Consider the following 14316-nt stretch of genomic DNA (forward strand, 5'->3'; position numbering starts at 1 on the left):
GTTTTGGTCTTTGATTTAGTTGCTTGATCATCCCGATTTCTTGCGCCGTGCCATATCGGCATAGACAGCCAGAATAATGATCGCTCCGGTCACAACGGTCTGCCATTCCTGCGCGACGGACAGCACGCGTAGGCCATTAGTCAGGACCGCCATGATCAACGCTCCGATCAGTGTGCCGAGGATGGTGCCGCGCCCACCGGACAAGGAGGTGCCGCCGATCACCACGGCGGCGATCGCCTCCAGCTCGTAACCCAGTCCCAATGCCGGTTGTGCGGAATTCAAGCGCGAGGCGATGAGGATTCCGGCGATGCCGCAGATCGCTCCGGCAAGAGCGTAAATGCGCATCTTCCACATGTCGGTGTTCACACCTGACAGACGCACTGCTTCCTCATTTGAGCCAAGAGCAAAAGTGTAACGGCCCAGAACTGTGCGCCCCAGGATGTACGATGCTGCAATGGCAACCAGGAACAGGATCAGCACACCGTTGGGGATGGGCAGCGATGGGAAAACCTCTCCAATCAGTGACCCGCGCGAAATCAGGTCAAAGCCCGGCGTATCGTTGAAGTAGATCGGCCGCGTCCCTGAGATCACCAGCGACAGGCCTTTGAGGATCAACATCATGCCAAGCGTCGCAATGAACGGTGGGATTTTCATCTTGGCGACGAAAGTGCCTGAGCAAAGCCCGCAGAATGCCCCAGCCGCAATGGCTGCAGCGACGCCCAATAGTAGTGGCATGCCGAGATATGTCAGTACCACGCCAGCGATCACTGCGCAGAAAGTCATCAGCGTGCCGACCGACAGGTCGATCCCACCGGTAATAATGACCAGCGTAGCCGCGACGGCCAGAACGCCATTCACCGATGTCGCCTGCAGAATGGCAATCATGTTCGATGTCTGCATGAAATTCGGCGACGCAATGGAAAATCCGATCAGCAGGACGATCAAACTGGCGAAGGCCAACAGCTTTTGATACGCGCCGCTGTCCGCAAGACCCGAGAGTGGCTTTTTCTTTTCGATGTCGGTTGCTGTGGTCATTGGACTGTCCCTGTTACCTGCATCGTCGCCGCACGTTGCGTGGCCAGATGCATGATGTCTTCCTGAGTGGTGTCTTTTCCGCCGGGCAGAATGCCGGTCATTCGCCCTTCGCACATCACGGCGATGCGATGGCTGAGGCGCATGATTTCGGGCAGTTCGGAAGAGATCACGATGATCGTCTTGCCCTGCCCCGCCAGTTCTTCCAACAGCTTGTAGATCTCGGATTTTGCGCCGACGTCGATGCCGCGGGTGGGCTCATCGAAAATCAGAATATCGCAGTCACGCAGCAGCCATTTGGCGATAACAACCTTCTGTTGGTTGCCGCCTGATAGCAGGCGAACCTCCTGCACATCCGATGGTGTTCGAATGCCCAATAGCTGGATGTAGCTTTTTGCGGTGTCGCTGATTTCACCATCATGCAGAACTCCGCCTGCACCGGTGAACAGGTCCATCGAGGCAAGCGCGATATTGTCGCGCACGTTCATACCAGTAGCGAGGCCGAAATGCTTTCGGTCCTCGGACAGGTATCCAATCCCCGCTTTTACAGCGTCGGTGGGTGATTTGATCGACACCACCTGACCATGTACCCGGATTTCTCCGCTATCCTTAGAATCGGCCCCGAAGATAGCCCGTGCAACCTCGGTTCGACCGGCGCCCATCAGACCGGCAAAGCCCAGAATTTCACCCTTTTGGACCCCGAAGCTGACGTCCTGAATTTTGTTGCTCCGGCTCAACCCGGTAACCTGCAGAGACATTTCGGCATCACCTAGATCAGGGACGTCCAGCGGTTCTTCTTCGACCTCCCGCCCAACCATCATGGCGATGATCTGGCTGATCGGGGTTTCGGCGGCCCCTACCGTTCCGACATATTCCCCATCGCGCATGACCGTCACGCGATCCGAGATCTGCTTGAGTTCGTCCATCTTGTGGCTGATGTAAACGATGCCCACGCCCTCGGCCTTGAGGCGGCGGATGATCACGAACAACTCGGCAATCTCGGCGTCATTCAGGGCCGCCGTAGGCTCGTCCATGATCAACACCTTGGACCGAAAGGACAGTGCCTTGGCGATCTCGACCATTTGCTGTTTCGCAATGGTCAAGCTGCCAACCAACGCCTTGGGATCAAGGCTAAGGTTCATCGAAGCAAAGATTTCGGCGGTCTGCGCATTCAGCACCGCCTCGTCCAAACGGCCAAAGCTCTTACGCGGTTCACGCCCGATAAAGATGTTTTGGGCGACGGTCAGGTCGTTCATCAGGCTCAGTTCCTGATGGATGATCCCAATGCCCAGATCCTGCGCTTCGCGCGGGGTTGTCGGACCGACTTCACGCCCTTCGATCTTAAGCGTCCCGCCATCGCGCTGATAGATACCCGACAGGATCTTCATCAGCGTGCTTTTTCCGGCCCCGTTCTCACCCATCAGTGCGTGAACTTCGCCCGGTTCAAGATCGAACTGTACGGATTTCAGCGCGTGCACGCCGGGAAAGAACTTATCAATCCCCGCCATTTCGACCAATTTATTCATTTTCCCTCCCATGTGCCCCTCTCCCTTGGGCCCGACGTGGGTTACATCACCGCGCCGATTTGCCAGGGGACGAATTCAACGCCCCCAAAGCCAAGTTCCTCGCTTTTGGTCTTTTCTCCCGAGGCGACGCGGATGAGCATTTCAAACAGCTCTTCGCCTTTTGCCTCGATGCTGACCCCGTCGGTCACGATGTCACCGCAGTTCAGGTCCATGTCGTCGGCCATGCGGGCATACATCTCGGAATTGGTGGCCAACTTGATGCAGGGTGTCGGCTGATATCCGGACACCGATCCGCGCCCGGTTGTGAACACGATCAGATTCGCGCCCGAGGCCACTTGGCCGGTGACCGAACACGGATCAAATCCGGGGCTGTCCATGAAGACAAACCCGCGCTTATCGACCATCTCGCCGAATTTGTAGACGTCGCGCAGAGGGGCTGTGCCCCCTTTGGCGACTGCCCCCAGCGATTTTTCCAGAATGGTCGTGAGCCCACCGCGCTTGTTGCCGGGGCTTGGGTTGTTGTCCATCTCACCGCCGTTGCGGACGGTATAGTCCTCCCACCAGTGAATGCGTTCGATCAGCTTTTCGCCAACTTCGACCGTTTCTGCCCGCCGGGTCAGCAAGTGTTCAGCGCCGTAGATTTCCGAGGTTTCCGACAGGATCGTCGTGCCCCCGTGGCGCACCAGCAGATCCGAAGCAAACCCCAGCGCGGGGTTCGCGGTGATCCCCGAATACCCATCCGAGCCGCCGCATTGCATGCCGACCGTAATGGCACTGATCGGAGCGAGCGCGCGTTCGGCCTGATTGGCCAGCTCGGCGATGCCGCGCAGCTCTTCCAACCCTCGTTCGATGGTACGCCGGGTTCCGCCCTCGTTCTGAATGGTCATATAACGCAGGGCACCGTCAGCGCGGATTGGCCGTCCGCCAACCAGGTCTGCGACCTGCATGACCTCGCACCCCAGACCAATCAGCAGGATACCCCCGAAATTCGGATGCTGGGCGTACCCGGACAGGGTTCGGAACAGGGTGGCATAACCCTCATCCTTGCCAGACATTCCGCAGCCGGTCCCGTGCACAATCGGCACCACACCGTCCACATTTGGGAAGCTGTCCAGCAGCCCGAATTTTTCTGCCGCCTCAGCGATAAAACGAGCCACGGACCCCGAACAATTAACGGTGGTTAGAATTCCGATGTAGTTTCGGGTACCCACCTTGCCGTCGGTACGATGGTATCCATCGAATGTCCGCTCTTCAGTAAGAGTGGGTAGTGGCGCGTTCGCGCTGGCATGTGCGTAGTCCTGCTGATGCGCACCCATGCCAAGGTTGTGCACGTGGATATGTTCGCCCGGCGCGATATCGCATTTGGCCTGCCCAATGATCTGGCCATAGCGAACAACGTTTTCGCCAGTATTGATTGGTGACACCGCAATTTTGTGACCGCGGGAAACAGGTGCAGCCAAGGGCGCCGGAACATGCACCGGTTGTTCGCCCGCCTGCAGGTCGCGCAAAGCGATGACGATATTGTCCCGCGGATTAAGCTTCACGACGTCGCGCGTCTCCTCTTCCAAAACATCTATGCCGCCGTGTGCTTGCATCTCTTCCCCGCTTGCTTGGCCAATGTTGCTAAATCCAAAATTGTCACTTGTCAACTAACATGTTAGAATGCTAAATTGCCAAGCATGAGCAAACACCAAGATATTGATGCCGCGCTGCTGCCTGAGATCACGACTATCGAAGGGCCGCTGGCTCAACGGGTTCACCACTCATTAAAGCAGGCGATTCTCTCGCTTGATTTCCCACCCGGAGCGAATCTCCGGAAAGCTCCCGTATGCGAACGATTGGGCGTATCTCGTGCGCCTGTTGCCGACGCCATCGCGCGCCTGGCCTCTGAAGGGCTGGTGGATGTAGTGCCGCAATCCGGCACCCGCGTGTCTTACTTTTCGATGGACGAAATCCGCGAAGGTGCTTTCCTGCGCGAGGCGCTTGAGCTTGCAACTGTTGCGAAGGTTGCGCGCGATCTGACCGACGATCAGCGCAAGCGATTGAGCCGCAACATGCGCCTGCAGGAACTGTTGATCGTGGATGAGGACATCCCCGGCTTTTATCAGGCAGACGAAGAATTCCACGGTCTGCTGATGGAGTTTACCGGCTTCCGCCGCCTCGCGGATGTCGCCCAGACCGTTTCATTGCAAGTCAGCCGCGCCCGAATGCTGTTGCTGCCCACCCCTGGCCGGATCGCTGAAACACTGGCAGAGCACAGAGCTATTTTCGAGGCAATCAGCAATCACGATGAACAGGCTGCGCAGGACGCTATGCGTACCCACCTTGGGCAGTTGATGCCACGCATACAGCGGCTGGAACAGCAAAACCCCGATTTGTTCAACCTCACCCCACAGCTGAATAGCGAGGCAGGATGACCGTTTCCCAGACAGAATTACTAAACAACCGGACCACACGGCCCGTTCCCCTGACCCGCATGGGATTCGGTGGAGCGCCGCTGGGGAACCTGTATCGCAAAGTCTCGGACGAGGACGCGCAGGCTGCATTGCAAGCCGCCTATGACGCAGGCATCCGGTTTTTTGACACCGCGCCGCAATACGGGCTTGGTCGGTCAGAGCACCGGTTCGGACAGGCGATAGGCCGGTTTGGCCGCGAGAACATTCAACTTTCGACCAAGATCGGTCGCCTTTTACTGGATTGCGAACCGCATGAGGTGACACCTGAAGCCTTTGTCGATGTCCCGCAGAAAAGGATCGTCTTCGACTACACCTATGACGGGGTCATGCGGTCTTACGAGGCCAGCCGCGACAGGATCGGTGTAGCCAACTCAGACATTCTTCTGGTCCATGATGTCTGTGTCTTCAGTCAAGGCAGTCAGGAAGTGTCTGATGCCAAGGTGCGCGAGCTTTTTGATGGCGGGGGGTACAAAGCGCTAACCGAACTGCGCGATGCCGGAGAAATCGCTGCAATTGGGGCGGGCGTAAACGAATGGCAGGTATGTGAAAAGCTGCTTGGGCTGGGGGATTTCGACGGATTCCTGCTGGCCGGGCGCTATACGCTTCTGGAGCAGGAAGCGCTCGACAGTTTCCTGCCACTTTGTGAGCAGCGCGATGTCGGGATCATTCTGGGCGGGCCGTACAATTCCGGCATCCTCGCCACCGGAGCCGTGCCCGGCGCCAAGTATAATTATGCAGACGCACCTGAAGATATTCTGGACCGGGTCCGCAAGATCGAAGCCGTTTGCGCTGCTCACAACACTCCGCTGATTGCAGCGGCGCTGCAATTTGTTCTGGGTCATCCTTGCGTCAAAACGGTCATACCTGGCGCTGTCAACGCATCCGAAGTCCAATCCAATATCGCATTGATGGAACATGCGATTCCTATGGACCTATGGTCGGATCTGCGATCCGAAGGCCTGATCCGACCCGACGCGCCTCTGCCAAGCGAGGCCTACGATGCTGCGTAACATCGACCCGATCCTGTCGCCGGAGCTTCTGTATACCCTCAGGGCCATGGGCCACGGGGATGAAATCGTCATCGCAGACGCGAATTTCCCGGGTTCCAGCAGCGGGCCGGACTGCATCCGGGCGGGCGGGTCTTCGGCCAGTGAAGTGTTGCGAGCTGTATTGTCGGTGATGCCGTTGGATACATTCGTTTCTGATCCGGCGTTGACCATGCAGGTTGTCGGCGACGCGGAGGCAGTTCCTGACGCAGTCGCGGACTTTCAGCGTATCATCGAAACGACCGCCGACAACCCTGCCAAAGTGCAGGGATTGGAACGGTTTGCATTCTACGACCGTGCGGCCAACGCTTTTGCCATTGTTCAGACGGGCGAACGCAGGCTTTATGGCAACATCATCCTGAAAAAGGGTGTGATCGGATGAAAATCGACGCGCATCAGCATTTCTGGGCTTTAGCGCGCGGCGACTATGGCTGGTTGACGCCTGAACTTGGCGCGATCTATCGGGATTTCACGCCAGAAGATCTAATGCCCCTGCTAAAGGCTGCCGAGATTGATGGCACGGTCCTTGTCCAGGCGGCGCCCACCGTTGCTGAGACCGAATACATGCTCGCTCTGGCCGACCAGATTGCATTCATCAATGGTGTTGTCGGCTGGGTTGATTTTGAAGCCGATGATGTTGGCGCGCAGATTGCCGCTTTGGCCGCCCATCCGGCACTGGTCGGTCTCCGTCCGATGATACAAGACATTGCTGACCCATCGTGGATGCTCGGCGACATGCTGTCTCCGGCTTTCGAGGCAGTTCGACGGCACAACCTGACATTCGATGCATTGACCTTGCCCCAACATCTGCGCCCGCTCAGGCAACTTCTTCAGCGTTACCCCGATATGCGTGTGGTCATCGACCACGGATCGAAACCATTTATCAAAGACGCGATCTTGGACGGCTGGTCCGAAGACATGTTGACATTGGCCCGAGAGACCAGTGCGTGGTGCAAGCTGTCCGGTCTTGTGACGGAAGCCGCTGCAGACTGGACGATCGAAGACCTGTGCCCCTATGTGGATCACCTGCTGAACACTTTCGGCCCGTCGCGTTTGATCTGGGGCAGCGATTGGCCGGTTTGCACTTTGGCCAGCAGCTACGAACGCTGGTGTGAAACCACCGACACTCTGCTGAACCAGCTGAGTAACGCAGAACGCAAGGCAATTATGGGTGGTAACGCCGCCCGCGCCTATAACCTCAGGGATTGAAATGACCATACCTACATTGGAAGCAAACGGGCTGTGGCTCGGACGTCTTGAGCGTGCTGAGGTCGGACCCAGCGTGGTCACACTGCGCAGTGGGCGGGTTGTCGATATTACATCAAAAGCGGCACCAACCGTCCGGGATATTCTAGAGCGCGACGATGCCACGGATTATGTGCGCAACGCTCAAGGTGAAGATATCGGGGCTTTGGATGCCGACCACCTGTGGCTCGCGCCGTGTGATCTGCAAGCGGTTAAGGCCTGTGGCGTTACATTTGCAGGCTCCATGGTCGAGCGCGTGATCGAGGAACAGGCCGCAGGCGATCCTGCCAAAGCCGACGCGATCCGGGCGCGCATCGGAGATCGGATCGGAGGCAGCCTCTCGAACATCGTACCGGGATCGAACGCCGCCGCAGATGTCAAAGAAGCGCTGATAGCAGAAGGTCTCTGGAGCCAGTATCTGGAAGTCGGGATCGGCCCCGATGCCGAGGTATTTTCAAAGGCGCAGGTCCTGTCATCTGTCGGCTTCGGTGCAGATATCGGGCTGCACCCGATTTCGACCTGGAACAACCCCGAGCCCGAAGTTGTTCTGGTCGTGACATCACAAGGTCAGATCAAGGGTGCGACACTAGGGAACGATGTCAACCTACGCGACGTTGAAGGGCGCTCAGCCCTGTTGCTGAGCAAAGCCAAGGACAACAACGCCTCCTGCGCGATTGGACCGATGATCCGGTTGTTCGATAATGGGTTCACTCTGGACGATGTACGCCAAGCCGAACTGACGCTGACCATCACCGGACCGGATGGGTTCGTCCTGAACGGCAGCTCATCCATGTCGCAGATCAGCCGCGATCCTGCCGATCTTGTTAAACAGACAATCGGGCGCCACCACCAATATCCTGACGGGCTGATGCTGTTTCTTGGCACGCTCTTCGCCCCGACCCAAGATCGGGATAGGTCGGGTGGCGGGTTTACGCACAAGCTTGGTGACGTTGTCACCATCGCCAATGCACAACTTGGGGCACTTACAAACACAGTGCGCCTGTCGACGGAATGCCCTGAATGGACGTTTGGGGCGTCACACCTGATGCGAAACCTCGCCCATCGCGGCTTGTTGTAAGAGAGAATGAACATGTTGACTGGAAAACATCTGATCGCAGGCGAATGGCTTAGCGCAGACACGACTTTTGCGTCGGAACCCGCGCACGGACCAAGCCACGACTTTTCTGTCGGGACAGCAGCATTAGTCGACAGCGCAGTGGAAGCAGCCGAGGAAGCGTTTGCAACTTTCGGGTGGTCTTCTCGCACCGAGCGTGCCACGCTGCTGCGTAAAATCGCGGAAGAGATTGACGCGCGCGGGGATGACACCACCGAGATTGGCACTCAGGAAACCGGCTTGCCCGAGGCGCGCCTACAGGGGGAACGTGGCCGTACGGTCGGCCAGCTGCGCCTCTTTGCCGATCACATCGAAGCGGGTGATTATCTGGACATGCGCCATGACCCGGCCATGCCGGATCGCGCACCCCTGCCCCGCCCCGACCTGCGCATGATCCAGCGCCCGCTAGGTCCTGTTGCGGTGTTCGGCGCGTCGAATTTCCCACTGGCTTTCTCGGTTGCCGGGGGCGATACCGCGGCGGCACTGGCCGCGGGATGTCCCGTCGTCGTCAAAGGCCATTCGGCCCATCCCGGCACGGGCGAGATCGTGGCGCAGGCCATCAATGCCGCCATCAAGGCGACTGGAACTCATCCCGGAGTTTTTTCACTGGTCCAGGGCGGCAAACGGGACGTGGGCACGCGTCTGGTGCAACATCCGCTGATCCGGGCAGTAGGTTTCACTGGCAGCCTTGGAGGTGGACGCGCATTGTTCGATTTATGCGCGCAGCGGGATGAGCCCATTCCGTTCTTTGGCGAACTGGGCTCGGTCAATCCAATGTTTATCTTGCCTCAAGCAGCAGCCGCGCGAGGGGCCGAGATCGGCACAGGTTGGGCGGCTTCGCTGACGATGGGCGCGGGCCAGTTTTGCACTAATCCCGGCATTGCCGTGATCATTGATGGGCCCGATGCCGAAGCGTTTCAGGCAGCATCCGAGACCGGCCTATCCGCCGTAGCCGAACAGACAATGCTGACCGATGGAATTGCGACCGCGTATCGCGACGGCGTTTCGCGCGTCGCCGCGGGAACTGGTGTTTCCAAGATCATGGGCACCAATTGCGAGACGCGCGATGCCGCGCCTTACCTGTTCGCAGTTTCCGGCGATGACTGGCTGGCCGATCACAAGCTGCAGGAAGAGGTTTTCGGACCGTTGGGTATTATCGTTCGCGTGAAAGACGCCTCACAAATGCAACAGATCGCGCGCGCCTTCGAAGGGCAGCTAACCTGTACCCTGCATCTGGACGCAGGCGACAAACCAGAGGCTCAGGCGCTGCTTCCGCTGCTTGAACGAAAGGCGGGGCGCCTACTGGCCAACAGTTTCCCGACCGGCGTTGAAGTGTGCGACAGCATGGTTCACGGCGGTCCCTACCCCGCCTCAACCAACTTTGGCGCAACATCCGTGGGCACATTGTCGATCCGCCGTTTCTTGCGGCCGGTTTGCTATCAGGACATTCCATCCGACCTTTTGCCCGAGAAACTGTGAGGCAACCAATGACGACATTCGAACCATCCAACCGGCTTGCGGGCAAAACCGCTCTGATCACAGCTGCCGGGCAAGGCATTGGCCGAGCAACCGCTGAATTGTTTGTAGCCGAAGGCGCACGCGTGATCGCCAGCGACATCAACGATGCTTCGCTTGCAGAATTAGGCGGTATCGCGGGTATCGAGCCGCTCAAGCTGGACGTAACAGACAATGAGGCTGTGACCGCCGCTGTGGTCGACCTGCCGAAACTGGACGTTCTGTTTAACTGTGCGGGCTATGTTGCGGGAGGCTCAATCCTTGAGTGCAGCGAAAACGACTGGGACTTCAGTTTCGACCTCAACGTCAAAGCCATGTTCAGACTGATCCGCCTGACCCTTCCGGGAATGCTGGAAGCAGGTGGTGGATCAATCATCAACATGTCGTCGGTCGCATCATCCATGAAGGGCGTGCCGAACCGATTTGCATATTGCGCATCAAAGGCAGCGGTCATTGGCCTGACCAAATCCGTCGCGGCCGATTTCGTAACACGAGGCATCCGATGCAACGCAATTTGTCCCGGCACAGTCGACAGCCCCAGTCTGCATGAGAGGCTGCACGCCACAGGAGGCTACGATCAGGCAATGACCGATTTCATTGCCCGTCAGCCGATGGGCCGAATTGGCACCGCGGAAGAGATCGCAGAACTGGCTCTGTATTTGGCCAGTGATGCCAGTAAATACACGTCGGGTCAGCCCTTTGCCATAGATGGTGGCTGGACGATCTGAACAGGAAGGACTTTACAATGAAACTTCTACGTTATGGCCCCGAAGGCGCTGAGAAACCTGGTATATTGGCCTCTGACGGCTCGGTTCGAGATCTTTCCGGTGTGGTCGAAGACATATCGGGCAATACTCTTGGCGACGCAGTTCTTGAAAAATTGCGAGCACTCGATGTGGACAGCCTGCCAGCGGTGGATGGCGATACACGCATCGGTCCCTGCGTTGGCAATGTCGGCAAATTCATCTGCATAGGTCTGAACTATGCCGATCACGCGGCGGAAAGCGGAATGGAACTTCCTGCTGAACCAGTGATTTTCTTCAAAGCCACCTCTGCCATCATCGGTCCCAACGATACGGTCGAAATCCCGCGTGGTTCGATCAAAACCGACTGGGAGGTGGAGCTGGGGGCCGTCATAGGCAAAGAGGCCAAATACGTATCTGAGGCCGAAGCCATGGAACATGTCGCCGGGTACTGCGTTGTAAACGACCTGTCAGAACGTGATTTTCAACTTCATCGCTCGGGCCAATGGGTCAAAGGAAAGTCCGCAGACACATTCGGCCCGATCGGCCCGTGGCTGGTGACAAGAGACAAAGTGCCCGACCCGCAAAATCTGCCAATGTATCTTGAGGTGAACGGGCACCGGTATCAGGATGGGTCAACCAAAACGATGCATTTTGACGTTGCAACGGTGATATCACACCTGTCGCAGTTCATGTCTCTCCAACCCGGAGACGTAATCTCAACAGGAACACCCCCTGGCGTCGGAATGGCGCAAGAGCCGCAGGTCTACCTGAAACCCGGCGATACAATGGAGCTCGGCATTGAGGGGCTGGGCGTACAGCGTCAGGATGTCGTTGCTGGATAGTTGAGCCTCTCGCATCTGCGGCGAAGTTCCGCTTCCCGCCCAAATCAAGACCAAAGGTCTTCCTTGGGCTGACAGCAGCCATTATCCCCAGACAGCTAAAAGCACAGGAATACCTAATCTCTGACTGACCCAACGAAATCACTCAGCACGCTTTTCGGAACAGTATGTACCTACTATACTTTTAAGGAACATGCCGAAGTGGATTAGTGTTTGGTTTATTTAAAAAAAGTGGTGAGCCGTGCAGGATTCGAACCTGCGACCCACTGATTAAAAGTCTTATTATCTCTTTTTCAATAGCGTTATGGGCAGTTCGATTGAGCAGCTTATTACCTTTAATAATTGGAGTATTTACGTGCTGTGGTTTCTACAAGGCTCTTCCCAACTCCCCGCATTTTGCTTACCCTATGCTTACCCAAGTCATCTGGATGCAATATGCCCAACGCCAGACTAACAAAATCAAGTGTCGATCGCATTTCAGCATCAAACCGGGACACGATCTATTGGGACGACGGTTTGGCTGCGTTATAGTTCAAAGTTGTCGCATAACAGTCGTTTCTCGATACTCCATCGATCAACTCATGCATAGCGAGAAAAAGTCTGCTTTGGGCTCAAAGCAGTCTTTCGCTGCTTAGTGCATCAATGACCGCTGTGCGGACATAGCGGACACTGGTTCGGGGCAAGCAATGTCCGCTTTCAAAGTGTTTTTGCCCAAAGTGGGCGCTTGTCGTCCGCGCGGGTGACAAAGCTGCACTCTTACCAATGCTAGTTGACTCCAAGGATCATTAACTTGGAGCAAGACAATGGCGAATTGGGCAAACATCTCACGTAATGCCAAAGCCCACGGTGACTTTGCGGGGCGTAGCAAAGAGGAACAAGACGTGTACTTCGAGTTCTTTGCCGGACCGGAGCCGAGCAAACTTAAGTCAATTTTCGAAATTGTCAGAAGTGTCTTCGACAAGGTAGAAGGAACCCGCACTCCAGATGGTTTGCGTTGGCCCATTGCTGGAGTAGCATCTTCCAAATCAACTACGAGCTAGTGCGTATGCCTCGGTCCACGATCACAAAACTTGACGTCCATGATGCTATCCGGAGCGTGCTTGAAACCGACATAGAAAGCTATCTGGCGCGGGATCGTGAAGCTTGGTTGACGTGTTGGGTCGATGACACTCGTTTTCGAAGCGTTATGGAATGCGGAACCATGCAAATTGCGCGTTCGTTCGATGAATTTCGTCGGAATGTGTTTGATGCGATGGACGCCGAACCCGATCCAGTCCAAGCAGACGTACGGTTCGACTGCCTTGAAATACAGATTAGCGATAACCTCGCTTGGGCAACCTATGAAGAGATTGTCAAAAGCACGTCTAATCCGCGAGCAACACCAAGTCATTCACACAATTTTCGCCTCTTAGAACACAAAAACGGAGAATGGCGAATTGTATTTCATGGCTGTTGGGCTGAACCGCTCCGAGATACTGAGGACCCGGTACTAGAAGTCGCTGTGGACGGTTGCGTGCTTTGGATGAATAAAGCCGCTGAGGCGGAACTGAAGATTTTCGAAGGCCTTGCCCTCAGTAATGGTAAACTCCGTGCCTCGAAGCCGTCGTGGAATGCGAAACTGTACGACGCTATTTCTGGCGCTCACAAGCTAACCGCGTTCGGAAGTTACAATCTTGCCAAAAATGCTGGCGGAGGTGAGGTCAAGTATCCCGTCGTCTTGGGCGAAAACGACGACGGCGGCTTGATGCTTTGTTGGGTCAAAGTTGCGGACGCGCGCGTGTACATTCTATTTGGACCGGGCAGCGATCTCTCTGAACAGATCGACATTGTTCAGGCGATATTTTCGCTCTCTAATACGCAGACTGATATTGTCAGATTGATTGCTAAAGGGATGGAAATCTCAGAAGCTGCAGAAGCTTTGGGCGTCACAAAGAACACTGCACGTACGCACCTTAGACGCGTGTATGAAAAAGTCGGCGTTAACAGCCAGATCGAGCTGTTGCGGTTGGTAATGAGCTTTTCAATCTGAAGGTTTAGGCTGTCATCGCCAGACAGTCATTCGCTGGATTCGGAACAACGGACTTGCGGCCGATACAAGCAGAAAACCGTGGTTGATCGAAGGACATGTGCTCAAAGAGTTCCTGGGGCACAAGCAAAGCAAGGCGCGGTGCAAGCTGGCACTGCATCACTGCTACTGCCTCAGTTGTAGAGGTCCGCGTGAACCCGACGGCAAGATTGCGGATTACGTTCAGGAAACGGCTTCCAGCGGCCGCCTAACAGCCCTCTGTCCGACGTGTGGTGCGGTTATGAACAAGATCATTCGCCGTTCAGATCTGGAGGCCGTTCAGGCCAAACTGGAGGTCACACTTCAACAAGCCTCCCCAAGATTAGTGTCCTGTACCGAACCCCATTCAAAAGTCACCTTGAAAATGGAGCCCGAGACCCATGTCAAAACACACCTCGGATACTCCCCGACATCCAACGCGCGCTGACTGAGATGGCACAGGAAGGGGGCGGGTAATGACTGCACTGGCTCATAGCCCCTCGCCACAAATCCCTGCGAAAGAGATTGCCCGCCTTCACAGTGCCGGTTTCGACCTGTTGCCACTGGGCGGCGGGCCAGACGCGAAAGCCCCACTGTGTAGCCTTGTCGAAGGTAAAAACCTGAGTGCAACCGTTATTGCCGCAGGACATGCTTTGGATTGCCCGAAGTACAGTGGTGGCCGCTATAAGCACCTGGAAACCGTAGCGGCTAAATCACGGATCAAACGGGCCAGTTACTGTTTAAAATCATGAG

General features: G+C 56.4%; 13 protein-coding genes. 10 read left to right on the forward strand and 3 right to left on the reverse strand.

The genetic code is table 11. The features are described 5' to 3' along the window. Nucleotides 1–27: 27 nt before the first annotated feature. Genes ACR0IU_RS17390 through ACR0IU_RS17400 form a run of 3 tightly spaced genes read right to left on the reverse strand, consistent with a single transcriptional unit; the run spans nucleotide 28 to nucleotide 4153 of the window. Entirely contained in the window at nucleotides 28–1035 is a 1008-nt protein-coding gene (locus ACR0IU_RS17390; protein WP_170423121.1) for an ABC transporter permease, read from the reverse strand. Then, entirely contained in the window at nucleotides 1032–2558 is a 1527-nt protein-coding gene (locus ACR0IU_RS17395) for a sugar ABC transporter ATP-binding protein (RefSeq protein WP_480717124.1), read from the reverse strand. Before ACR0IU_RS17395 ends, ACR0IU_RS17390 begins: the two co-directional genes overlap by 4 nt. A 41-nt stretch (nucleotides 2559–2599) precedes the next feature. Next, nucleotides 2600–4153 carry a UxaA family hydrolase gene (locus tag ACR0IU_RS17400; protein ID WP_480717125.1) on the reverse strand — a complete coding sequence of 518 codons (1554 nt, stop codon included), beginning with the start codon at nucleotides 4151–4153 and terminating at the stop codon, nucleotides 2600–2602. A gap of 84 nt (nucleotides 4154–4237) precedes the next feature. On the opposite strand from ACR0IU_RS17400, the gene ACR0IU_RS17405 reads away from it, so the two are divergent. The 10 genes from ACR0IU_RS17405 (at nucleotide 4238) to ACR0IU_RS17450 (ending at nucleotide 14315) form a co-directional block, all read left to right on the forward strand. After that, the gene (locus ACR0IU_RS17405) at nucleotides 4238–4975 is read left to right on the forward strand and encodes a GntR family transcriptional regulator (RefSeq protein WP_480717126.1); all 738 of its coding nucleotides are present in this window, start codon (nucleotides 4238–4240) and stop codon (nucleotides 4973–4975) included. Then, nucleotides 4972–6024 carry an aldo/keto reductase gene (locus ACR0IU_RS17410; RefSeq protein WP_480717127.1) on the forward strand — a complete coding sequence of 351 codons (1053 nt, stop codon included), beginning with the start codon at nucleotides 4972–4974 and terminating at the stop codon, nucleotides 6022–6024. Before ACR0IU_RS17405 ends, ACR0IU_RS17410 begins: the two co-directional genes overlap by 4 nt. Beyond that, on the forward strand, nucleotides 6014–6442 hold the full coding sequence (locus ACR0IU_RS17415; protein WP_480717128.1) for an RbsD/FucU family protein: 429 nt from the start codon (nucleotides 6014–6016) through the stop codon (nucleotides 6440–6442). The genes ACR0IU_RS17410 and ACR0IU_RS17415 overlap by 11 nt, the downstream gene beginning before the upstream one ends. Then, nucleotides 6439–7269 (forward strand): amidohydrolase family protein, encoded by an 831-nt coding sequence (locus ACR0IU_RS17420; protein WP_480717129.1) that lies wholly within the window; start codon nucleotides 6439–6441, stop codon nucleotides 7267–7269. The genes ACR0IU_RS17415 and ACR0IU_RS17420 overlap by 4 nt, the downstream gene beginning before the upstream one ends. Before the next feature lies 1 nt (nucleotide 7270). Beyond that, nucleotides 7271–8383 (forward strand): fumarylacetoacetate hydrolase family protein, encoded by a 1113-nt coding sequence (locus tag ACR0IU_RS17425; protein WP_480717130.1) that lies wholly within the window; start codon nucleotides 7271–7273, stop codon nucleotides 8381–8383. 12 nt (nucleotides 8384–8395) lie between these two features. Further along, on the forward strand, nucleotides 8396–9898 hold the full coding sequence (locus tag ACR0IU_RS17430; protein WP_480717131.1) for an aldehyde dehydrogenase (NADP(+)): 1503 nt from the start codon (nucleotides 8396–8398) through the stop codon (nucleotides 9896–9898). A gap of 8 nt (nucleotides 9899–9906) precedes the next feature. Then, nucleotides 9907–10662, forward strand: coding sequence for an SDR family oxidoreductase (locus ACR0IU_RS17435; RefSeq protein WP_480717132.1), 756 nt, complete (start codon nucleotides 9907–9909; stop codon nucleotides 10660–10662). Nucleotides 10663–10679: 17 nt separating this feature from the next. Then, complete coding sequence (locus tag ACR0IU_RS17440) at nucleotides 10680–11522, forward strand: fumarylacetoacetate hydrolase family protein (RefSeq protein ID WP_480717133.1); 843 nt, start codon at nucleotides 10680–10682, stop codon at nucleotides 11520–11522. Between the two features lie 1093 nt (nucleotides 11523–12615). After that, on the forward strand, nucleotides 12616–13548 hold the full coding sequence (locus ACR0IU_RS17445) for a LuxR C-terminal-related transcriptional regulator (RefSeq protein WP_480717134.1): 933 nt from the start codon (nucleotides 12616–12618) through the stop codon (nucleotides 13546–13548). Between the two features lie 491 nt (nucleotides 13549–14039). Further along, complete coding sequence (locus ACR0IU_RS17450) at nucleotides 14040–14315, forward strand: hypothetical protein (protein ID WP_480717135.1); 276 nt, start codon at nucleotides 14040–14042, stop codon at nucleotides 14313–14315. Nucleotide 14316: the final 1 nt, after the last annotated feature.

The sequence above is a fragment of the Ruegeria sp. CL5 genome (assembly GCF_056536485.1).